At 59.9% G+C, this 21,056-nt stretch carries 19 protein-coding genes and 1 tRNA gene; 9 read left to right on the top strand and 11 right to left on the bottom strand.

The window, feature by feature from the left end; genetic code table 11:
• Positions 1-31: 31 nt before the first annotated feature.
• From ASE80_RS06120 to ASE80_RS06145, 8 genes are all read right to left on the bottom strand, one after another.
• Positions 32-2,920, bottom strand: a complete 2,889-nt coding sequence (locus ASE80_RS06120; protein WP_056858128.1) for a DUF927 domain-containing protein — start codon at positions 2,918-2,920, stop codon at positions 32-34.
• Positions 2,917-3,189 (bottom strand): DUF3077 domain-containing protein, encoded by a 273-nt coding sequence (locus ASE80_RS06125; RefSeq protein ID WP_056858129.1) that lies wholly within the window; start codon positions 3,187-3,189, stop codon positions 2,917-2,919. Before ASE80_RS06125 ends, ASE80_RS06120 begins: the two co-directional genes overlap by 4 nt.
• On the bottom strand, positions 3,186-3,470 hold the full coding sequence (locus ASE80_RS06130) for a hypothetical protein (RefSeq protein WP_017846196.1): 285 nt from the start codon (positions 3,468-3,470) through the stop codon (positions 3,186-3,188). Before ASE80_RS06130 ends, ASE80_RS06125 begins: the two co-directional genes overlap by 4 nt.
• A complete protein-coding gene (locus ASE80_RS30650) occupies positions 3,467-3,952 on the bottom strand; it encodes a hypothetical protein (protein WP_133257337.1) in 486 nt (161 codons plus the stop codon). Before ASE80_RS30650 ends, ASE80_RS06130 begins: the two co-directional genes overlap by 4 nt.
• A gap of 47 nt (positions 3,953-3,999) precedes the next feature.
• Entirely contained in the window at positions 4,000-4,305 is a 306-nt protein-coding gene (locus tag ASE80_RS06135; RefSeq protein ID WP_056858130.1) for a hypothetical protein, read from the bottom strand.
• The gene (locus ASE80_RS29895) at positions 4,302-4,619 is read right to left on the bottom strand and encodes a helix-turn-helix transcriptional regulator (protein ID WP_082463571.1); all 318 of its coding nucleotides are present in this window, start codon (positions 4,617-4,619) and stop codon (positions 4,302-4,304) included. The genes ASE80_RS06135 and ASE80_RS29895 overlap by 4 nt, the downstream gene beginning before the upstream one ends.
• A gap of 557 nt (positions 4,620-5,176) precedes the next feature.
• Complete coding sequence (locus ASE80_RS06140; protein WP_012721617.1) at positions 5,177-6,412, bottom strand: tyrosine-type recombinase/integrase; 1,236 nt, start codon at positions 6,410-6,412, stop codon at positions 5,177-5,179.
• A gap of 167 nt (positions 6,413-6,579) precedes the next feature.
• Positions 6,580-6,656, bottom strand: a tRNA-Arg gene (locus tag ASE80_RS06145).
• 369 nt (positions 6,657-7,025) lie between these two features.
• On the opposite strand from ASE80_RS06145, the gene gabD reads away from it, so the two are divergent.
• The 3 genes from gabD to ASE80_RS06160 all read left to right on the top strand — a co-directional run bounded on the left by gabD (position 7,026) and on the right by ASE80_RS06160 (position 11,270).
• Positions 7,026-8,468, top strand: a complete 1,443-nt coding sequence (gene gabD / locus ASE80_RS06150) for an NADP-dependent succinate-semialdehyde dehydrogenase (protein ID WP_056858131.1) — start codon at positions 7,026-7,028, stop codon at positions 8,466-8,468.
• 182 nt (positions 8,469-8,650) lie between these two features.
• A complete protein-coding gene (gene gabT, locus ASE80_RS06155; RefSeq protein WP_056858132.1) occupies positions 8,651-9,928 on the top strand; it encodes a 4-aminobutyrate--2-oxoglutarate transaminase in 1,278 nt (425 codons plus the stop codon).
• Between the two features lie 139 nt (positions 9,929-10,067).
• Positions 10,068-11,270 carry an HDOD domain-containing protein gene (locus tag ASE80_RS06160; RefSeq protein ID WP_056858133.1) on the top strand — a complete coding sequence of 401 codons (1,203 nt, stop codon included), beginning with the start codon at positions 10,068-10,070 and terminating at the stop codon, positions 11,268-11,270.
• A 215-nt stretch (positions 11,271-11,485) separates the two neighbouring features.
• Here ASE80_RS06160 and ASE80_RS06165 read toward each other — a convergent pair whose 3' ends face one another.
• Together ASE80_RS06165 and desA are read right to left on the bottom strand one after the other, a co-directional pair.
• Positions 11,486-12,487, bottom strand: a complete 1,002-nt coding sequence (locus ASE80_RS06165; RefSeq protein WP_056858134.1) for a GGDEF domain-containing protein — start codon at positions 12,485-12,487, stop codon at positions 11,486-11,488.
• Between the two features lie 188 nt (positions 12,488-12,675).
• Positions 12,676-13,860 carry a delta-9 fatty acid desaturase DesA gene (gene desA / locus ASE80_RS06170; RefSeq protein ID WP_017136693.1) on the bottom strand — a complete coding sequence of 395 codons (1,185 nt, stop codon included), beginning with the start codon at positions 13,858-13,860 and terminating at the stop codon, positions 12,676-12,678.
• A gap of 166 nt (positions 13,861-14,026) precedes the next feature.
• Between desA and dibA the strand changes: the two genes are divergently transcribed.
• The 6 genes from dibA (at position 14,027) to ASE80_RS06200 (ending at position 20,397) form a co-directional block, all read left to right on the top strand.
• Positions 14,027-15,940: a phosphodiesterase DibA gene (dibA, locus tag ASE80_RS06175; RefSeq protein WP_056858135.1), complete on the top strand. Its 1,914-nt coding sequence runs from the start codon at positions 14,027-14,029 to the stop codon at positions 15,938-15,940.
• Between the two features lie 299 nt (positions 15,941-16,239).
• Positions 16,240-16,422 (top strand): sulfur starvation response protein OscA, encoded by a 183-nt coding sequence (oscA, locus tag ASE80_RS06180; protein ID WP_003170956.1) that lies wholly within the window; start codon positions 16,240-16,242, stop codon positions 16,420-16,422.
• Between the two features lie 75 nt (positions 16,423-16,497).
• Positions 16,498-17,508, top strand: coding sequence for a sulfate ABC transporter substrate-binding protein (locus ASE80_RS06185; RefSeq protein WP_003170959.1), 1,011 nt, complete (start codon positions 16,498-16,500; stop codon positions 17,506-17,508).
• Between the two features lie 200 nt (positions 17,509-17,708).
• The gene (gene cysT / locus ASE80_RS06190) at positions 17,709-18,527 is read left to right on the top strand and encodes a sulfate ABC transporter permease subunit CysT (protein ID WP_056858136.1); all 819 of its coding nucleotides are present in this window, start codon (positions 17,709-17,711) and stop codon (positions 18,525-18,527) included.
• Positions 18,528-18,540: 13 nt separating this feature from the next.
• Positions 18,541-19,413, top strand: a complete 873-nt coding sequence (gene cysW, locus ASE80_RS06195; protein ID WP_056858137.1) for a sulfate ABC transporter permease subunit CysW — start codon at positions 18,541-18,543, stop codon at positions 19,411-19,413.
• 3 nt (positions 19,414-19,416) lie between these two features.
• Positions 19,417-20,397, top strand: a complete 981-nt coding sequence (locus tag ASE80_RS06200; RefSeq protein ID WP_056858138.1) for a sulfate/molybdate ABC transporter ATP-binding protein — start codon at positions 19,417-19,419, stop codon at positions 20,395-20,397.
• A gap of 126 nt (positions 20,398-20,523) precedes the next feature.
• Here the strand turns inward: ASE80_RS06200 and ASE80_RS06205 are convergent, their stop codons facing one another.
• The gene (locus tag ASE80_RS06205) at positions 20,524-21,051 is read right to left on the bottom strand and encodes an Mpo1 family 2-hydroxy fatty acid dioxygenase (protein WP_056858139.1); all 528 of its coding nucleotides are present in this window, start codon (positions 21,049-21,051) and stop codon (positions 20,524-20,526) included.
• Positions 21,052-21,056: the final 5 nt, after the last annotated feature.

Below are 21,056 nucleotides of genomic sequence, written 5' to 3' on the forward strand. Positions count from 1 at the left end.
GCCGGCGCTACCTCGATCAGCAGGCATGCCGTCAGGCAGCCCCGGCCTCGCTCTCTTCCGTGCCCGGAATCGTCTTCACGATGTAGCAGCGTTGCTGACCCAGACCGGGTAACCGAACCAGACTCGACGCCTTGCCGTCGCTGGACGGTTCCAGCACGCCCCGTTGCAGCAGCTCCTTGTTCACCGCACTGATATTCATGCCCTTGAAGATCTCGGCCCTCCAGGCTTCCGGTAACACGTAGTAGGTGTTGGTGGTGTGCAGGGCATCACCCATGCCGTGCTCCATCGTCTTGCGAAAGCCCAGTCGATCAATCGTGCGTGGGCCGTGTTCATCGATCTTGGCGGCGGCAGATTCCCATCGGGTGAAGCGGCTCTCTCCAAACCGCTCGATGACCTGGTGCAATCTCGCCAGAATCGCATCACCCTCGAAGTTACCGGCGCCGCCGCGCTCGGCTAGCCATGCATGCAGGCAAACCCGTGCAGCCGTCGTGGCCGTACCATCCGGCCAACCAGTGACCCCGAAGGCGGTGGCCAACTCTCCGGCCGCTGCTGCGAGGCCAAAGCGAAGGGCTGCACGTTGGGCTTGACCACTGGCCGAGGCGGGTAGGTTTTGGGTGATGAACTGCTCCACCGTGCGGCGAATGATCACCGTCCATCTGAGCATCTCGCCAGGCGCGCACAGTGCGTGCAGGAAGGCGGTGAGGGGTGTGCCGTAGTATTTGGCTACACGGGCCTTGAGTGCGTCAGAGAGGGCCGCAGCGTCCTCAAAACCGGTCAACACATCGAACATGCCGAGGCCTTTGCTGGCATCCGCAGGCACGGCGAGCATGCGCACCTCCATACCGGCTTTCAACTCCTTGTTGGCATCCGCCATGTGCTGCGCCAACGTCTTCTCGCCGGTCGAGAGAAACAGCAAGCGCCACTCCTGCACCTGTCGGCCCGCTTGTCCTCGATCATTCGCCCGGGCCTTGCCGGTGCCATTGCCGAGCATGTACACCGTTTCTCCAATAATGCGTGGGTCGCACATGCCGATTTCGTCCAGCACCAGGAGGCCGTCTGAGTGAGCGGCGGCGATGGACTCCAGGGCGTTGTCTGTCGAACGCCACGAACGCACTAGGCGCGGCCCGCCATAAACCGATGCAGCGACTTGTAGGTGAGTGGTCTTGCCTCCGGAGCTGTCGCCATACAGGTGGAAACCGCCCGACTCATGCCCCAGCATGTTCAGCAGAGGCCCTGCAAACGCCACAGAGACGACAAACGCCAAGCGATGGTTACCAACGCATAGCGCGCCGATTTGCTGCTGCCATTGCTCCAGAGAACCCGCCTCGCTGATCGGCGGCAACTGCGCGCCGGCCTCATAAAAATGCAGATGTTCGGAGTGCGAGCCGATTTGTTGTTCGGGCAATAGGAACGCATTGTCGTGCCAGCCCAAGCGCGTCACTAATCGTGCGCGCTGGGCGCTATCGAAGCCGCCGAGATAACTCTGCAGGTCATTGCGTGCGTTACGTCCGGATCGGCTTCCTGCAAGGCGCAGGCCCATGTCGACCAGTGGGCCGAGTACGTCCTTGCCGAAGTCGCCGGTCATGGTCCTGGCTGGAATATTCCAGCGTTTTTTGGCGCCGTCCGGGTCATCGAACTCGACCAACAACCCCCAGTTGTGGCCCTTGTCGTCGCGAGTGCGGGCGATGATTTCCAAAGGCGAACACACGGGACGCGCCTCGCCATCATCGCCGGAATAAAACACCCCTTCAGGCGTCAGGCGAAAGCCGCCCGGCAACAGATCATTTTTCGATTTCGCGGGGCGTTTGGCGGGCGCATTGGCCTTCGGTTGTTGAGGTTCAGTTGGCTCAGCGGCACCGCCGAAAAACTCACCGCTGCGCATCAGCTCGGCTGCGTGGTCAGCGGTCCAGCCTTTGGCTAATGCGTCTGCTGCATCGTCGCCGTCTCCCCATTTCCCACCTTTGACGAGTGTCGGCTTTCCGCCTTTGCTGCTGGGCTTGAGCTTGAAGACGTCGAGCGAGATTCGTTGTACCGAAGCGGCGCCCAGCTCAATCACCTTGAGCTCAATGGCGTCCATGCAGGCCTTGCCGCTGGCATCGTTATCCGGCCACAGCACAACGCTTCGCCCTTTGAGTGGCGTCAGATCGGCCTTGTGCCAAGAGTTAGAGCCGTTCGGCCAGCAGGTGGCTACGTGGTCGGGCATGAGTTCAGCAGCGGCTTCAGCGGCCTTTTCGCCTTCACACAACACCACAGGCGCGTCGGCGCGCTTTGCCAGCTCATCCAGGCGCAGCAATGGCCGAGGTTCCGGCAACCCTTGCCAGCGCCATTGTGTGGTTTGCCCATCGGAGCGCTTGCACCAGGTCAGCGGTGCAAAGACCTTCCTCGGTTTTCCTTCTTCATCTGGGCCCAGGTCGAAGCGATACAGCGCCATGACTGGCTGACCCTGAGCATCGCGATAGATCCACACCTTTGACGGAACACCGTGTTGCCGGTGCTTGGTCGGACACTTGTTCATGGCCTCGGCCGGGATCGGCTGAAGAGCGATCCATTCCGGCGCTGCGGGCTTGGTCGGTGCGTTATTGGTGGTCGCAGAGCCAGCGGAAACGCTGAGCAGACCTGCCAGTTTTTTACAGGCCTCAACGTCCGTGCCGCCGTCGATGTAACGCACCAGGTCGATCAGATCGCCGCCCTTATCGCCGGTGGCAAAATCCGCCCAGGTGCCTTTGCTCAAATTGACCTTGAGTGAGCCCGCACGTTTGTCCGTGCGTGTGGGATTCGGTGCGGTGTATTCCTTGCCGCCATCAACACGTTTGCCGTTTGGCAGCCAGTGAGCAAGCACACGGTCGATGTTCTTCAGGGCTGCGCTTTTTACGTCGGCAAAGCTGGGGCGTTTTGAGGTGTTGCCGGTGCGTTGAGTCATTGGGCGGTCCTCGACTCCAGCAACGCCTCGTTCAAGTCATCGATCAGCGCTTTGGCCATCTCGCCGAGGTAGAACGCAGGCCAACTAAAACGCTCGCCCGCATCGCTGATGGCGGCGTCGAGGATCAGTTGATTGGCGTGGTGCAGAATTTGGGAGACGGCTTCAAGTGCGTCTTCCAGCGGGATACCGGCATTCACCCGAAACAGGTTTTGGCCGTTACCGTTGGCAGGGGAGAACTCGGAGCGTCCACGCGTGCTGGAGTGGGTCACAGCGCACCGCCTTTCTGGCCCATCGGCACAGAGGAGGCATCACCGTACATGGTGAGTGTTTTGATCAAGCCCAATGTGCCGCGCACGTCCCAAATAACAGACGACAGCACGCGGTTGGACAGCAGGGGTTTATCCCCGTCTAAGTGGTCTTCCAGCAGCATGAGAACGGAGTCGGCACGGTCGAGCGCGCAGGTGATGGCGTCTATAGGAAGACCGGCTTCGGCGTCTTGGCTGACGCAGAGTAGGTCCTCGGGCAGTGCAAAGCCTGGGAGCATGCTCATTGGGCACCCCCTGCGGCTTCCAGGGCGCGAGCCTTGGACATATGGGCGTTGTAACGGGAGAGGCGTGTAGCGAGGCTGGAGTTTGCGTGTAGAGCGGCGAGAGCCATTGCTCGATGAGCAGCAGCGCGAATTTTGGACGGATTGAAGGCGTGTTTCATCTGTGTAGCTCCTTGATTTGAGGAGCTGCCACGTTCGTTACCAAGCGAATGGGTGGCAGCTGTGCGCAGGTTGGTAAACCGGGAATCAAGGAACCCGGCAGGCACGAATGCCTCCCACGCACAGCCGCCATAACACGTAACTGCGGGCACAAAAAAAGCGCCTGCAATCGTAATGGGGGCGCTGTTGCGCCTTGATTTCGTCGGGTTACCAAGCCCGGTCGCTGAATTTGCAGCGACAGCCAGAGAGTAACGCCCGTTTTTTGAAAGTGCAACTGTGCAGATCACTTGCGGATTTTTTCGATGCGGCATAAATTGATCAGGCATGTAGATTTACCTCAACGCCTCCGGTTGCCGCCGGGGGCGTTTTCGTTTCAGGCATGGATGTCCCAGCGCAGGGAGACAAAGGGCAACAGGTCGTCTTCGAGGCACGCGCGCGCATCCTCGTAGGCATCGATTTGTTGGCCTTCGTCGACGATGATTGCTTGAGGGGCTTGGCAGGGAACTGACAATGCGCACCAGATGCCATCTCTCCATCGCATAACCATCACGTCCCGGTTCAGGCGTTTTTGCTCTGTGCGGTAACGTTCAAAACGCTGCATACCGCGTGATGAGAATCCGACTGTTCTGAGTACAGAAAAGGGCTGCAAAATGGCGTTGCTAGCGGCTCGATTTTTCATGCCGCCACCCTGTCTCGAGCTGCGATTCGTGCGCGCGTCCAATCTAAAACTTCAGCCAGTACCCATGCGACGGGAGCGCTACGTGCGCTACTACCGCTTAGTTTTACTGGAATTGGGAAGCCGCTATCCGCTTGCTGCATAAGTTTGTAAATCGTTGGACGTGCTAACCCGACTATGCCCATTACTTCCGGCATACGGATCAGAATCGCTGAAGGATCTGCAGCAGGGTGACTGGTTCGCTTGGCGCTCAGATCGCTCGTTTCGTAAGAGCGGATTTCGGTGGGATTTGCGTACTTGCGGGTATGGTCTTTCATGGATAACCCCTGGTTATGGATACAGGGGTATCTATCTATACATTTATCTAGACGAAGAAAACCACTTTTCCCCTAGACCGATCAATGTGTAGTCAATATGGGGGCAACGCAGGGTGAACGCGGCGGTTTAGTAATTGCGCAGCTAGCACTGTTCGATCAGGTGGCAGGCGTCAGCGACCTGTCCACGGCAGAGATCATAGAGCGGTTGCGCTGAGAGAGATTTGAGCAGACCGGTGGTTAGCGCCGAATGCAGTAGGGTTTGGCGATCAGTCATTGCCAAGTGTCTCCTGCGCTGTGTAACCGAAAGTCCCACGCCCTGCGCTTGAAGGGCGGAGCCAGCGAAGGTAGCTTGGTAGGGCTCGGGTGAAAAGCGGCTGCCCGCAGCACCCGAGCGCTGACTTTTGCGTTACACGTTGGGGCTGCGTTACATCGGATGTACGCTATGTCGCTCAACTGTGTAACGGGTGTGAAAGCCAATGAAATCGGGTGCTTGGCGAGTGGCGTTACACGAGTAACGCCCGTTACACCGGTTGTGGAGGGGGGCTGGGTATGTGCTCTCATACTGCCTTTCCAAATTGGCCCTGCACCACATTTCCACTCACTAGGGCATCAAGATGATCGGCGTACCACTGCATCATCACTCTACGCTGAGGCAGGTACACCGCTTTGTTATAGACCCCGGCAATACCCTCTTTTGCATGAGAGAGCTGGGCCTCAATGTGATTCTCATCGAAACCCTGCTCATTGAGTATGGTGCTCGCGATGTGACGAAAGCCGTGGCCTGTTTGCCGACCGGCATATCCCAGTCTGCGGAGCGCCATTAGAAAGACGGTGTTACTACGAGGGATTGTCCTGTCTTTCCTGCCTGGAAATAGGAGAGGGTACGCACCTGTAAGTGTTCGTAATTCAGTGAGCGCTTCGATCGCCTGTCGAGAGAGGGGCACCACATGTTCGCGACGACGTTTCATTCGCTCGGCTGGGATCGTCCATAGCTTTTTGGAGAGATCAATTTCTGACCAGCGTGCTTCTCGGATCTCGCTCGGGCGCGATGCTAATAAGGAAAGCAAGCGAAGCCCTATGCGAACGTCCTTTGCGTGAGGGTAGGAGTTGATCGCCCGAAGTAGTGCAGGCAGTTCTTCAATCGAAACGTGTGCATAGTTTTCAGCGCTACGTGATTGCAGGAATTTGCTGAGACCTTCAAGGGGGTTGTGGACGGCTCGTCCTGTTACGCGGGCCAGGTCATAGATCTCTTTGCAAAAGGCGCGAACTCGGCCCATTTGTTCAATGATCCCCTTCTGCTCCATGCCACGTAGAAACTCCATCCATTCCAGGGGCAATATTTCTGTGTACACGCGCTTGCCGAAGACAGGGAACACATGAAGCTCCAGTGCTCCCAGTACTCGTCGGGACGTACCTGCTTCCCAGCTTGTGCGTCTGGCTTCAAACCACTCACGGCCTAACGCCTCAAAAGTGTTGTTGGCAGCAACCTGGTCGGCAACCTTGCGAGCTTGCTTGCTCACTAATGGGTTTTTGCCGGTCGATGCGTCTTCCCGCAGTTGAGCTGCTTTCTGTCTCGCTAATGAGCCACTGATATCGGGGTAGCCGCCGAGGCCCAGCCACGACCATTTCCCGTCTGGCTTTTTGTAGCGCAGCTCCCACGATTTTTGCCCGTTAGGTTTCACTCGGAAGTACAGGCCATTCCCGTCCTGCTCACGATACGTAGCGTTCTCCGGCTCCAGCCCTGCAAGTGTGGTGTCTGCTAAGGGGCGGCGTTTGATTTCAGTGCGTTTCACTGCATGTATGCCTCCAGTTATAGGAATCTCAAAGCATACACGTGGGCATACACGGCGGGAAGTTATAGGGGTAGACAGGGATGGATAGCCAGAAACAAGAAAGCCCGCACGGGGCGGGCTTCTTGGGGTGTTTCGTAGACTGTCTGAGACAGCCCGAGACTGCTATATGGTGCACCCGGCGGGATTCGAACCCACGACCCCTGCCTTCGGAGGGCAGTACTCTATCCAGCTGAGCTACGGATGCTTGTGCGGGCGACATCATACCCATGTCGACCTTGGGCGTCCATGCTGGTCTTTGGCCGTTTATGGGTAGGAATTTGCTGCCAGGAGGCTCTGCGCCGCGTACCAGTGATCGAAAGGTTGGAACCCGGCCGAAACACGCTGATCAGAAAGATTCGGCAAATGCGCCGTTTTCGTTCTTTTTTTCGAACAGACTATTGCCCTTTACCCCCATTGATCCTAGGATTCGTTTGAGATTTCAAACGCTCTGTCTCCCGTGCGCTATTCCACTTATCTCTCGCACTGGGTGATTTCCCTGACGGCAGCCCACAAGGCGCCTTTCAACAACTCTAATTCGCTCCGCGTGCGCGCGGTGCTGTTAAGGAAAGCCGACATGCAGCTCAAAGATACCCAGTTGTTCCGCCAACAAGCCTTTATCGATGGCGCTTGGGTCGATGCGGACAACGGTCAAACCATCAAGGTCAACAACCCGGCCACGGGCGAAATTCTCGGCACTGTGCCGAAGATGGGCGCGGCTGAAACCCGCCGCGCCATCGAAGCCGCCGACAAGGCCCTGCCGGCCTGGCGTGCGCTCACCGCCAAGGACCGCGCCAACAAGCTGCGTCGCTGGTTCGAGCTGATCATCGAGAACCAGGACGACCTGGCGCGTCTGATGACTCTGGAGCAGGGCAAGCCGCTGGCCGAAGCCAAAGGCGAAATCGTCTACGCCGCTTCCTTTATCGAGTGGTTCGCCGAAGAGGCCAAGCGTGTCTACGGTGATGTGATTCCTGGCCACCAGCCGGACAAGCGCCTGATCGTGATCAAGCAACCGATCGGCGTTACCGCGGCCATCACGCCGTGGAATTTCCCAGCTGCGATGATCACCCGTAAAGCCGGCCCGGCCTTGGCCGCCGGTTGCACCATGGTGCTCAAGCCGGCTTCGCAAACCCCGTACTCTGCGTTCGCCCTGGCTGAACTGGCCCAGCGTGCCGGTATTCCAAAAGGCGTGTTCAGCGTGGTTTCCGGCAGCGCCGGTGATATTGGCAGCGAGCTGACCAGCAACCCGATCGTGCGTAAGTTGTCCTTCACCGGCTCCACCGAAATCGGTCGCCAGCTGATGGCCGAATGCGCCAAGGACATCAAGAAAGTCTCGCTGGAACTGGGCGGCAACGCGCCGTTTATCGTGTTCGACGACGCCGACCTGGATAAGGCCGTCGAAGGCGCGATCATCTCCAAGTACCGCAACAACGGCCAGACCTGCGTGTGTGCCAACCGCCTGTATATCCAGGATTCGGTGTACGACGCGTTCGCCGAAAAACTCAAAGTGGCCGTGGCCAAGCTCAAGATCGGCAACGGTCTGGAAGAAGGCACCACCACTGGCCCGCTGATCGACGAAAAAGCCGTGGCCAAGGTTCAGGAACACATCGCCGATGCCCTGAGCAAAGGCGCCAAGCTGTTGGCCGGTGGCAAGGTGATGGAAGGCAACTTCTTTGAGCCGACCATTCTGGTCAACGTGCCCAAAGATGCTGCTGTCGCCAAGGAAGAAACCTTCGGGCCACTGGCGCCGCTGTTCCGCTTCAAAGACGAAGCCGAAGTGATCGCGATGTCCAACGACACCGAGTTCGGCCTGGCTTCCTATTTCTATGCCCGCGACCTGGGCCGTGTGTTCCGTGTGGCTGAAGCCCTGGAATACGGCATGGTTGGCGTCAACACCGGGTTGATCTCCAACGAAGTGGCGCCGTTCGGCGGCATCAAGGCTTCGGGCCTGGGCCGTGAAGGCTCCAAGTACGGGATCGAGGATTACCTGGAAATCAAATACCTCTGCCTGGGCATCTAAGCTCGGCACGAGATTGCAGCAAACGCAGAGGGCACGAGAGCGCTGACCCTTTGCGTGTTTCAAGACGTTATTCGTAGTGGCCGGGAAAGCTGTGGCAGTCGATCATCGCATGCTGCCGTAGTTGCCTCCCCGCCACGTATTCCTTGGACCACGCCACCCGATGAGTGGCGAATGAGGACTTTATGAGCAAGACCAACGCATCCCTGATGAAACGCCGCGAAGCCGCTGTACCGCGCGGTGTTGGCCAGATTCACCCGATCTTCGCCGAATCCGCGAAGAACGCCACCGTGACCGACGTTGAAGGTCGCGAGTTCATCGATTTCGCCGGCGGTATCGCCGTGTTGAACACCGGCCACGTGCACCCGAAAATCATCGCGGCCGTGACCGAGCAACTGAACAAGCTGACTCACACCTGCTTCCAGGTACTGGCCTACGAGTCTTACGTGGAGCTGTGCGAAAAGATCAACGCCAAGGTGCCAGGTGATTTCGCCAAGAAAACCCTGCTGGTCACCACCGGTTCCGAAGCGGTCGAAAACGCCGTGAAAATCGCCCGCGCCGCCACTGGCCGTGCTGGCGTAATCGCGTTTACCGGTGCTTACCACGGCCGCACCATGATGACCTTGGGCCTGACCGGTAAAGTCGTGCCGTACTCGGCCGGCATGGGCCTGATGCCAGGCGGCGTGTTCCGCGCACTGTTCCCGAACGAACTGCACGGCGTGAGCGATGATGACGCTATCGCCAGCATCGAACGCATCTTCAAAAACGATGCCGAGCCGCGTGACATCGCTGCGATCATCATCGAGCCGGTGCAGGGCGAAGGCGGTTTCTACGTCGCGCCTAAGTCCTTCATGAAGCGCCTGCGCGAACTGTGCGACAAGCACGGCATCCTGCTGATCGCCGACGAAGTGCAAACCGGTGCCGGCCGTACCGGTACGTTCTTCGCCATGGAACAGATGGGCGTGGCTGCCGACCTGACCACTTTTGCCAAATCCATCGCTGGCGGCTTCCCGCTGGCCGGTGTGTGCGGCAAGGCCGAATACATGGACGCCATTGCGCCAGGCGGCCTGGGCGGCACTTATGCCGGTAGCCCGATTGCTTGCGCTGCTGCGCTGGCGGTGATGGAAGTGTTCGAAGAAGAGCACCTGCTGGACCGCTGCAAGGCGGTTGGCGAGCGCTTGGTGACGGGCCTCAAAGCCATTCAAGCCAAGTACCCGGTGATCGGCGAAGTGCGTGCCCTGGGCGCGATGATCGCGGTGGAGCTGTTCGAAGATGGCGACAGCCACAAGCCGAACGCGGCTGCCGTGGCTTCCGTGGTGGCCAAGGCGCGTGACAAGGGCCTGATTCTGCTGTCCTGTGGCACCTACGGCAACGTGTTGCGTGTGCTGGTGCCGCTGACCTCGCCGGACGAGCAGTTGGACAAAGGCTTGGCGATCATCGAAGAGTGCTTCTCCGAGCTGTAAGCGGATGCTGACTTGATCGACAGAAAAAACCCGCCTCGGCGGGTTTTTTTGTGCCCGGTGCAGCACATTCAGGCCATGTTCATTGTACGCAGGCGGGGTGATTGACTAAGGTGCAAGCATTGCCGATGGAGCGTGCTGGATGACTGCTGTTGATTTACCCGCTGTACCCCGCGTGTTAATTGCCGAGGCGGACCCTTGGTCGCGGGACCTGCTCAAGCAAGTGTTGTTGAATGTGCGCTGTGACGCGCGGCTGGATGTGTGTGCCGATGGCCAGGAAGCGGCCACGCTGTTGCGAGACAAAACCTACGACCTGATCCTGGCAGATTGGGAGTTGCCGGGCATCGATGGCTTGAGCCTGCTGCGCAGCGTGCGCCAGAAGCACCGTTCGCTGCCGTTTATTCTGCTGAGCAATCGCAATGACAGCGCCAGTGTGCGCGAAGCCTTGCCCCTGGCGCCCACGGCGTATCTGACCAAACCCCTGAACATGGAAGGCCTGACCCAGCGCCTGCAAGACCTGCTGCTCAATGAGGGCGAAAGTGTGTATTGCGAGATACCGCCGCTGGCCCCGGGCATGGCCTTGCCCATGTTCCTGGAACGCCGCCGCGACGTCTGCGATGGCGCGCCGCTGCGGGTTGATGTGAAGGCCGCCGTGCAACACAGCCTGGCGCCGGACGGCCTGGACCTCAGGCAACTTGAAGAACAGGTAAAAACCGACCCGCAAATTACTGCTGTACTGATCGCCGCCGCCAACAGCGCCGGGCATCACGGCACGCCGGTGCAGACCCTGGCCGCGGCACTGCAAAAGCTCGCCGCCGGGAAGAGCATGAATCTGATTCTGGGCCTGGCGCTCAAGCACAACGTGGTGCTGGGTGACCCGGCGCTGGTGGCCTACGCCGAGCGCCACTGGCAGTTGTCCCAGGACACCGCCGACTATGGACGCCGCCTGGCGCGCATGTTGGAGCTGGATCACGAACGCTGTTACTGCGCCGGCATCCTGCATCGGCTGGGTGATTTGGCGTTGTTGCGCTGCCTGGAAGACTGGCGCCTGGGTGGCGGGGCGCTGGATGACGAAGTGATTGGCGAATCCCTGTTCACCTTCGGCGCCGCTTACGGCTCGGCGTTGCGCACGCGCTGGCGCTTGCCGCTGGAGTTGCGGCAGTTGATTGCGGCGACGTACTCACTTGAAGGCGGAGTGTATTCGCGCGACGCGCTGGTGGTGAACCTGGCGGCGCAGATGGCACGCCTGACTGAGCATGAGGGGCTGGAAGCGCTGGCCAAGGGCAAGACCGCGCGGCTGCTCAAGGTAGGCTTGTCGGAGCTGATGCGGGTGCGCAAGGCCTAATCAGCAACGAGGTTCAGGTCTGGGAGTAGGCTTGTGTGGGAGCAGGTTTGTGTGGGAGCCGGGCTTGCCCGCGATAGCATCGACTCGGTCCCTCTGATAGACCGAGGTGCCGGCATCGCAGGCAAGCCAGCTCCCACAAAAGCCAGCTCCCACACAGGCATGCTCTCAGGCAAGCCAGCTCCCACACAGGCCGGTTCCCACTGGTTGATCGAGTGCTAGCCTTCTATGACGCGGTTCTTGCCTTGGCGCTTGGCTTCGTACATCGCGGCATCGGCCCGTGCGAACAGGCCGTCCAGGGTTGAGTCGTCTTCGCGCAGGTTGGCCAGGCCTTGGCTGACGGTCACGGTAAAATCCCGGCCTTCAAAGCTGAAACTCAGGGCCTGGATTTCCTTGCCCAGCCGCTCGGCCACCTGTAAGGCCATCTGCGGGGCGCAGCCAGGCAGCACGGCGGCGAACTCTTCGCCGCCAATGCGTCCGAACAGGTCGCCACGGCGCAGTACGCCGCGACCGCTCTCGGCGATACGCCGCAACACCTGATCGCCTTCCAGGTGGCCGTAGCTGTCGTTGACGTCTTTAAAGTCATCGATGTCCAGCAGCAGGAACGCCAGTGGGGCGCCTTGGGCGCAGGCGCTGTCGAAAGCCTGGTTGGCGCACTCGAAAAAGTGCCTGCGGTTGCTGCTTTGGGTCAGCACATCAGTGGTGGCGAGTCGGTGCAGCTCCAACTCCATGTGCTTTTTTTCGGTGATGTCTTCGGCCATGCCGACCACAATCACCGGCTTGCCGGGTTCGACCTGTTGGTTGATGTAGCACTTGTCGCTCAACCAGCGAATCTGACCGTCGGCGGTGATAATGCGGTACTCGCGGTCCTCCACGGCGCCGTCTTCGATCACGCGGGCCAGGCTGTGTTCGGCGTAGTCGAGGTCTTCGGGGTGAATGCTGTTGCGCCATTCGCGGTAGTCGGCAAGCAGTAAACCGGCGGATCGGCCAAATACCCGATCGTAGGCCGGGCTCACGTACAGCACACGCCGGGTTTCCCAGTCGATGGCCCACAGCACGGCATTCACGCTGACCAGCAGTGAACTGAGCAGTTGTTCGCGCTCACTCAGCCGTTCGACTTCACCCTGGGCATGCATCAGCGCCAGCAGAGTGGCCGCCGCAGCCGGGCGTGGGTGCTCAGCGACAGGGGCATCGGTTGAATAGGGCTTTTCGGGAACCATCGGCACAACTCTCTCTGGGCTCGCCGCAGGATGGAGCAGCGGTCAGTACAAGGGCCACCATGATGGCGAAGTGTTCCTTGAGAGAGGGGATTTGCGGTGAAGTTCCGTGAACGGGCTGACTAAGAAATGGCGTCAGAAACCAGTTTGTAGTGAGCGGGGTTGCCCGCTCACTACAACAAGCCAGCCTGTCAGACCGCTGCAGGGCGCAGCGAGTAGGTCTTCAACTGGTGGGCAAAATCGCGCAGGGACTGAATGCCGCTGGCCTCAGCCTCATGCACCCATTCCTTGATTGCCGCCAACATGTCGTGGCCATTGGTGCTGGTCTTCAGCCAGATCTGCTGCAGCGCCAGGCGCTTCTCGTAGATCACGGTCAGCGCGTGGCTGTGTTCGAGCATGCTCTGGATGCGCACGTGATGGCGGTCATCCAGTAGGCTGGTTTCACGCGACAGCAGGCGCTTGGCACGGTGGAACTGGTGGCGCACCGAATGGTCGACCTTTTCCAGCTCCTGCTTGACCAGTGGGCCGATCACCAGCTTGCGGTACTGGGCCATGATCTGGAAGCGGTTGTTGAGGATCGCCATGGCGGTGTCCATGTCCAGGTGGCCCTTGCCTTCCACGCGATGCGCGATGGGCGCGACGCGTTGCACCTTGGCCAGGCGCAGGAAGCTGAACACCTTGATCCAGGCCCAACCCAGGTCGAATTCCCACTTCTTCACCGACAGCTTGGCCGAGTTCGGGTAGGTGTGGTGGTTGTTGTGCAGCTCTTCGCCGCCGACGATGATGCCCCACGGCACCAGGTTGGTGGCGGCGTCACGGCACTCGAAGTTGCGATAACCGACCGCATGGCCCAGGCCGTTGATGACGCCGGCGGCCCAGAACGGGATCCACATCATCTGGATCGCCCAGATGGTGATGCCGATGGTGCCGAACAGCAGCAGGTCGATGACGCCCATGATCGCCACGCCCAGCAGCGGGTAAGGCGTGTAGATTTTGCGTTCGATCCAGTCATCCGGGCAGTTTTTGCCGTAGATGCGCAGGGTCTCGGGGTTCTCGGCCTCGGCGCGGTACAGCTCGGCGCCTTTGCGCAGCACGGTGGACAAACCCTTGATGACCGGGCTGTGCGGGTCGTCGACGGTTTCGCACTTGGCGTGGTGCTTGCGGTGGATGGCGGTCCACTCGCGGGTGTTCTGCGCCGTGGTCAGCCACAGCCAGAAGCGGAAGAAGTGTTTCAGGCCGGCATTGAGCTCCAGGGAGCGATGGGCTGAATAACGGTGCAGATAGACCGTGACCCCAACAATGGTCACGTGGGTCATCAACAGCGTGACTGCCACCAGTTGCCAGGCTGACAGGTCAAGAAAACCGTTGTACCACATAGGCTGTATGGCCCTCAGATAAAGAAAAAAACAGCTCACGCATTATCACTAAGCCTACAGAGAAAACCAGCCGCCCTTTCAGATAGGAGTGACTGGATGTTTCTTATTCTATAATCCTCAGCCTTTGTAGGGCGATTTTGTTTTTTGGGTAAGGATTACTGACCATATGCTGTTTTCGTACCGAGGTGCCCTGCGTGTAGGGTTGGTATACCTGCTGGTTTCCATTGTGTGGCTCCAGCTCAGCAACCAGCTATTGATCAACTTTCTCGATGACCCGAGGCAGTTAGGGCGTTGGCTGCAGGTGCGCGGCTATGTGTGGGTGGCCCTCAGCGCGTGGGTCATTTACCTGATCTGTGCCCGTTTTGCCCGCACCCACCGGCTGCAGCAACCCTTGAAAGAAAACCACGAACGCCTGCAACAGGCTGCCGCCGTGTTCGATTGCACCCGTGAAGGCGTGTTGGTCACCGACGCCCAGGGGCTGATCGTGCATGTGAACCGGGCGTTCATGGAGATCACCGGTTACAGCCGTGAGGACGTAATGGGCGAACGGCCGAGCCTGTTCAAGTCCGGGCGCCATTCGTCGAATTTTTATCAACAGGTGTTTCAGACCCTCGAGCGCACGGGCGAATGGAGCGGCGAAATCTGGAACCGGCGCAAAAGCGGTGAGATTTATCCACAGTGGCAAACCATCCGGGTTATCCACAATGACCAAGGCCAGGTCAGCCATTACGTCGCGGTGTTTTCCGACATCAGCGCCATCAAGGACTCCGAGCACGAACTGGCGCACCTGGCCCACCACGACCCGCTCACCGACCTGCCCAACCGCCTGCTCTTTACCGACCGCGCCGAGCAGGCGCTGGCCTCGGCGCAAGTGCACAAGCGCGGCTGCGCGCTGCTGTTGATGGACCTGGACCACTTCAAGATCATCAACGACAGCCTCGGCCATAACGTCGGCGACCAGTTGCTCAAGGCCGTCGGCGAGCGGCTAAAGGGCTTGTTCGGCCCCGGCATGACCCTGGCGCGCCTCGGCGGCGATGAGTTCGCCGTGCTGGCCGAAAGTTGTCCACAGGTGGTGCAGGCTGCCGCGCTGGCGCAGCGCATGCTCGACGCGATGAAAGAGCCGTTTGTGTTCGACGGCAACCAGTTATTTATCAGCGCCAGCATCGGCATCAGCCTGTTTCCCAGTGATGCCCTGAGCGCCGAACAACTGCTGCGCAATGCCGACTCCGCACTGTTCAAAGCCAAGAGCGCCGGCCGTGAAGGTTATGCGCTGTACACCGAAGAGCTGACCGCTCACGCCCAGCACCGTGTGGAAATCGCCAGCGAACTGCGCCGCGCACTCGATCAGCAGGAGCTGCGCGTGTACTACCAGCCCGTGCACGACCTGCAAGACCGCCGCCTGGTCGGCGTCGAAGCCCTGGTGCGCTGGCAACACCCGGAGCGCGGCCTGGTGCCGCCGGGCGAATTTATCCCGATTGCCGAGCGCACCGGGCTGATCGCCGATATCGATGCCTGGGTGATGGACCAGGCCTGCCGCCAGATGGGCCAATGGCTGGCCGATGGCGCGCCGTTGAGCTTTATTGCGGTGAACGTCTCCAGCCGTTTGTTTGCCCGGCGTGAGCTGTATGAGCAAGTCGCCCAGGTGCTGCACACCACCGGCCTGGACCCGGCTTATCTGGAGCTGGAGGTCACCGAAAGCGCGGTGATGGAAGACCCGGAAGTCGCCCTTGAACAACTGCACCGCCTGCGCGAGCTGGGCTTGCGCCTGGCCATCGATGACTTTGGCACCGGTTATTCGTCACTGCTGCGCCTCAAGCGCCTGCCGGTGCAGAAGCTCAAGATCGACCAGGGGTTTGTCGCCGGGTTGCCGTGGGATGAAGACGACGCCGCGATTGTGCGCGTGGTGATCGCCTTGGCAAAAAGCATGGGCATGCAGGTTCACGCCGAAGGCATTGAGCAGGTGGAGCAGGCGCGGTTTTTGCTGGAGCAGGAGTGTGATTTGGGCCAAGGGTATTGGTTTGGCCGGCCAGTGCCGGCGCAAGAAATGGATTGGGCCAGGTCACCGACCATCATGACTTGAAATACAGGCCAATGTGGGAGCCGGGCTTGCCCGCGATGACGGTGTGTCAGGCACTGATGTTTCGACTGACACTGCCTCATCGCGGGCAAGCCCGGCTCCCACAGGGTTCAGCGGTGCCTGGGTCTCAGTATTTTCCAGGCCAAAACCTTCGCAACCCCACGTCCTGTCAGAAAATTCTTTCTGGTTATATAAACATTCTTAAATAGTATTTTTAAGAATATCCGCGCTTATCTACTATCGCCCTCACGCCGCAAGCAGTGCCGCCACTGCCAGGCACTATTTATTTCAGGAGCGAGACCATGAGCGCATCTCTACGTAGCGTCGACGGCCAGGACGAAGCAGCCATTTTGCGTGAGATCCAGAGCGCCTTGCGCGACCTGCGGTTTGGCGCGGTGGAAATCACTGTGCATAACGCCCAAGTGGTACAGATCGAACGCAAGGAAAAATTCCGTTTGCAGAACCCCGGTAACAAACCGAGCTAAGCACCGACGGCGATTCGCATGCTAGACCCGCAACTATAAGAAAAAGCCAACACCCAAGAATTTTCAGGAGCTTCTATGTCGTCGATTCGCCGTTATGCCCTGGCTGCACTGGCCAGCGCCGTGTTTGCCGGTTCCGCCGTTGCCAAGGACTACGAGTTGCTCAACGTCTCGTATGACCCGACCCGTGAGCTGTACCAGGACTACAACGCTGAGTTCACCAGCTACTGGAAACAGTCCCACCCTGGCGACAACGTCAAGATCCAGCAATCCCACGGTGGCTCGGGCAAACAAGGCCGGGCGGTGATCGACGGCCTGCGCGCCGACGTAGTGACCCTGGCCCTGGCCGGCGACATCGACGAAATCGCCAAACTGGGCAAAACCCTGCCGGAAAACTGGCAAACCCGCCTGCCGGATGCGAGCACCCCGTACACCTCGACCATCGTGTTCCTGGTGCGCAAGGGCAACCCTAAAGGCATCAAGGACTGGGGCGACCTGATCAAAAAAGACGTTTCCGTTATCACGCCTAACCCGAAAACCTCCGGCGGTGCGCGCTGGAACTTCCTCGCCGCGTGGGCCTACGGCCTCAAATCCGGCGGCAGCGAAGCCAAGGCCCAGGAATACGTAAAAGAGCTGTTCAAGCACGTGCCGATCCTCGACACCGGCGCTCGCGGTTCGACCATCACCTTCGTCAACAACGGTCAGGGTGACGTGTTGCTGGCCTGGGAAAACGAGGCATTCCTGGCACTTAAAGAAGACGGCGGTGCCGACAAGTTCGATATCGTCGTGCCGTCCCTGTCGATCCTCGCGGAGCCGCCGGTTGCCGTGGTCGACAAAAACGCCGAGAAAAAGGGCAATACCGAGATCGCCACCGAATACCTCAAGCACCTGTACAGCCCGGCTGGCCAGGAGATTGCGGCGAAGAACTTCTACCGCCCACGCGATGCAAAAGTGGCCGCCAAATACGCCCAGCAGTTCCCGAAACTGGACCTGGTGACTATCGACAAAGACTTCGGCGGCTGGAAAACTGCCCAACCGAAATTCTTTAACGACGGTGGCGTGTTCGACCAGATCTACACGGCGCAGTAAGCCAAATTAAACTGTAGGAGCCTGACTTTCTGTAGGCGCTGGGCTTGTGTGGGAGCTGGCTTGCCTGCGATAGCATCACCGCAGTGTGTCTGACACACCGAGGTGCCTGCATCGCGGGCAAGCCCGGCTCCCACAGTAGAACCAGCCCCCACAGAAAGCTCGCTCCTGCAGTGGTATCTACCCGCTAACCAAGGACTCTTATGTCGCGTCGTATTTCCCCCGTCATACCCGGCTTCGGGCTGACGCTGGGCTACACCGTGGTGTACCTCAGCCTGATCGTACTCATCCCCCTGGCGGCGATGTTTGTACACGCCGCTCAACTCACTTGGGATCAGTTCTGGGCCATCATTACCGCACCGCGGGTGCTGGCGGCGTTAAAACTGAGCTTCGGCACCGCGTTCGTCGCGGCGATCATCAACGGCGTGATCGGCACACTGCTGGCCTGGGTGCTGGTGCGTTACACCTTCCCCGGTCGCAAGATCATCGATGCAATGATCGACTTGCCGTTTGCCCTGCCGACCGCCGTGGCCGGTATCGCGCTCACCGCGTTGTACGCTCCGGCCGGTCTGGTCGGGCAGTTCGCAACCGACCTGGGCTTTAAAATCGCCTACACCCCACTCGGCATCACCCTCGCACTGACCTTCGTCACCTTGCCCTTCGTGGTGCGCACGGTGCAGCCGGTGCTGGCCGACATCCCGCGTGAGATCGAAGAAGCCGCCGCGTGCCTGGGCGCCAAACCCTTGCAAGTGTTCCGCTACATCCTCGTACCCGCATTGCTGCCCGCCTGGCTGACCGGCTTCGCGCTGGCGTTTGCCCGTGGGGTGGGTGAGTACGGCTCGGTGATCTTCATCGCCGGCAACATGCCGATGAAAACCGAGATTCTGCCGTTGCTGATCATGGTCAAGCTCGACCAATACGACTACACCGGCGCCACCGCCATCGGCGTGATGATGCTGGTGGTTTCCTTTGTTCTGCTGCTGCTGATCAACTTGCTGCAGCGGCGCATCGAAACCCCATAAGGAGGCGCGGAACATGTCCCAATCGTCTATTTCCGCTGCGTCCTCGGCCAACGCTGCCCGTCGTGGCAGCGCGGTGTCGCGTCGCATCCTGATCACACTTGGCTGGCTGGTGTTCGCGCTGTTCCTGCTGCTGCCGCTGTTTATCGTGGTGTCCCAGGGCTTGAAGAACGGCCTCGGCGCGTTCTTCGCGGCGATCCTTGAGCCGGACGCGCTGTCGGCACTCAAGCTCACGGTGATCGCCGTGGTGATTTCGGTGCCGCTCAACCTGGTGTTTGGCGTCAGCGCCGCATGGTGTGTGAGCAAGTACTCGTTCCGTGGCAAGAGCATTCTGGTCACGCTGATCGACCTGCCGTTCTCGGTGTCGCCGGTGATCGCGGGCCTGGTCTATGTGCTGATGTTCGGCGCCCAGGGCTTCTTCGGCCCGTGGCTGCAAGACCATGACATCCAGATCGTGTTTGCCCTGCCGGGCATTGTGCTGGCGACCATCTTCGTGACGGTGCCGTTCGTGGCCCGTGAACTGATCCCGCTGATGCAGGAGCAGGGCACCCAGGAAGAAGAAGCTGCACGCCTGCTGGGCGCCAACGGCTGGCAGATGTTCTGGCATGTGACCGTGCCGAACATCAAGTGGGGCCTGATCTACGGCGTGGTGCTGTGTACCGCGCGGGCGATGGGTGAGTTCGGCGCGGTGTCGGTGGTGTCCGGCCACATTCGCGGGGTGACCAACACCTTGCCGCTGCACGTCGAGATCCTCTACAACGAATACAACCATGTCGCCGCGTTTGCCGTCGCGAGCCTGTTGCTGATCCTGGCGCTCTTCATCCTGCTGCTCAAGCAGTGGAGCGAGAACCGTATCAACCGCCTGCGCAACAGCGCCGGTGAGGAATAAGTCATGTCGATCGAAGTCCGTAATGTCAGCAAGAACTTCAACGCCTTCAAGGCCCTGAACAGCATCAATCTGGACATCCAGAGTGGCGAGCTGGTGGCGTTGCTGGGCCCGTCCGGCTGCGGCAAGACCACCTTGCTGCGCATCATTGCAGGCCTGGAAACCCCGGACGCCGGCAGCATCGTGTTCCATGGTGAAGACGTGTCCGGCCACGACGTGCGTGATCGCAACGTCGGCTTTGTGTTCCAGCACTACGCGTTGTTCCGCCACATGACCGTGTTCGACAACGTTGCCTTCGGCCTGCGCATGAAGCCGAAAAACCAGCGCCCGAGCGAAAGCCAGATCGCGGTCAAGGTGCATGAATTGCTGAACATGGTGCAGCTCGATTGGCTGTCGGATCGCTACCCGGAACAACTCTCCGGCGGCCAGCGCCAGCGTATTGCCCTGGCGCGCGCTCTGGCGGTGGAGCCCAAAGTGCTGTTGCTGGACGAACCCTTCGGCGCCCTCGACGCCAAGGTGCGTAAAGAGCTGCGCCGCTGGCTGGCGCGCCTGCACGAAGACATCAACCTCACCTCCGTGTTCGTGACCCACGACCAGGAAGAGGCCATGGAGGTAGCCGACCGTATCGTGGTGATGAACAAGGGTGTGATCGAGCAGATCGGCTCACCGGGCGAAGTCTACGAAAACCCGGCCAGCGATTTTGTCTATCACTTCCTGGGTGATTCCAACCGCCTGCACGTGGGCGAAGACAAGCACGTGCTGTTCCGCCCGCATGAAGTGTCGCTGTCACGCCACGAGCTGGAAGACCACCACGCGGCGCAAGTGCGTGATATTCGCCCGCTCGGCGCCACCACGCGGGTGACGCTGAAGGTCGAAGGCCAAAGCGAGCTGATCGAGGCCGAAGTGGTCAAAGACCACGACAGCCTGACGGGTCTGGCGCGTGGCGAGACCTTGTTCTTCAAACCCAAGGTCTGGCAAAAAGCCTGACCCTCCGATCGTTCCCACGCTCTGCGTGGGAACGATCATGTGGGAGCTGGCTTGCCTGCGATAGCATCACTACGGTGTGACTGATACACCGAGGTGCCTGTATCGCAGGCAAGCCAGCTCCCACATTCAGATCTTGCTCGGCTTTAGATCGCGGCGTTCTACCGGGCCAGACCGCGCCTCAATCTGCTCTTTAAGGTCATGCCGCAACCCCAGCCCAAACGCCAACTCCGCCACCACAAACAACGGCCCCACAATCAATCCCGACACATCGTCCACAAACGCCGGCTTCCTGCCTTCGTAATAGTGCCCGACAAACTGAATCACCCAACCCACCACAAACATCCCGATGCCGCTGCTCAGCCACACCAGTGTGCTTTGCGCCGCCAGCGCATGCCCGGCCCACACCGACAAGCCCATCAGCACCGTCATCAGCACGCCCAGCGCCAGTTCCAGGCGCAGATAAAACCACGCCGACAACAACGCGAGTACCACCGCCGGAGATATCCACAGGCTGCCGACGGCCCATTCGGGGCGCGACAACAGCACCGCCACGGCGACGACGATCAACGGGATGCCGACAAAGTGGCTGGCGATATTGCGCGGGTCGCGGTGGTAGGCGGCGTATTGGCTGAGGTGGTCGACGAGGCTTTTCATTGTTG

The organism is Pseudomonas sp. Leaf15 (genome assembly GCF_001421425.1).
GTDB classification, from domain to species: domain Bacteria; phylum Pseudomonadota; class Gammaproteobacteria; order Pseudomonadales; family Pseudomonadaceae; genus Aquipseudomonas; species Aquipseudomonas salomonii.

Coding starts and splice junctions, on each gene's coding strand:
- ASE80_RS06120 (WP_056858128.1), bottom strand. CDS start 2,920: ATGACTCAACGCACCGGCAACACCTCAAAACGCCCCAGCTTTGCCGAC.
- ASE80_RS06130 (WP_017846196.1), bottom strand. CDS start 3,470: ATGAGCATGCTCCCAGGCTTTGCACTGCCCGAGGACCTACTCTGCGTC.
- ASE80_RS30650 (WP_133257337.1), bottom strand. CDS start 3,952: ATGCCTGATCAATTTATGCCGCATCGAAAAAATCCGCAAGTGATCTGC.
- ASE80_RS06135 (WP_056858130.1), bottom strand. CDS start 4,305: ATGAAAAATCGAGCCGCTAGCAACGCCATTTTGCAGCCCTTTTCTGTA.
- ASE80_RS29895 (WP_082463571.1), bottom strand. CDS start 4,619: ATGAAAGACCATACCCGCAAGTACGCAAATCCCACCGAAATCCGCTCT.
- gabD (WP_056858131.1), top strand. CDS start 7,026: ATGCAGCTCAAAGATACCCAGTTGTTCCGCCAACAAGCCTTTATCGAT.
- gabT (WP_056858132.1), top strand. CDS start 8,651: ATGAGCAAGACCAACGCATCCCTGATGAAACGCCGCGAAGCCGCTGTA.
- ASE80_RS06160 (WP_056858133.1), top strand. CDS start 10,068: ATGACTGCTGTTGATTTACCCGCTGTACCCCGCGTGTTAATTGCCGAG.
- ASE80_RS06165 (WP_056858134.1), bottom strand. CDS start 12,487: ATGGTTCCCGAAAAGCCCTATTCAACCGATGCCCCTGTCGCTGAGCAC.
- desA (WP_017136693.1), bottom strand. CDS start 13,860: ATGTGGTACAACGGTTTTCTTGACCTGTCAGCCTGGCAACTGGTGGCA.
- dibA (WP_056858135.1), top strand. CDS start 14,027: ATGCTGTTTTCGTACCGAGGTGCCCTGCGTGTAGGGTTGGTATACCTG.
- oscA (WP_003170956.1), top strand. CDS start 16,240: ATGAGCGCATCTCTACGTAGCGTCGACGGCCAGGACGAAGCAGCCATT.
- ASE80_RS06185 (WP_003170959.1), top strand. CDS start 16,498: ATGTCGTCGATTCGCCGTTATGCCCTGGCTGCACTGGCCAGCGCCGTG.
- cysT (WP_056858136.1), top strand. CDS start 17,709: ATGTCGCGTCGTATTTCCCCCGTCATACCCGGCTTCGGGCTGACGCTG.
- cysW (WP_056858137.1), top strand. CDS start 18,541: ATGTCCCAATCGTCTATTTCCGCTGCGTCCTCGGCCAACGCTGCCCGT.
- ASE80_RS06200 (WP_056858138.1), top strand. CDS start 19,417: ATGTCGATCGAAGTCCGTAATGTCAGCAAGAACTTCAACGCCTTCAAG.
- ASE80_RS06205 (WP_056858139.1), bottom strand. CDS start 21,051: ATGAAAAGCCTCGTCGACCACCTCAGCCAATACGCCGCCTACCACCGC.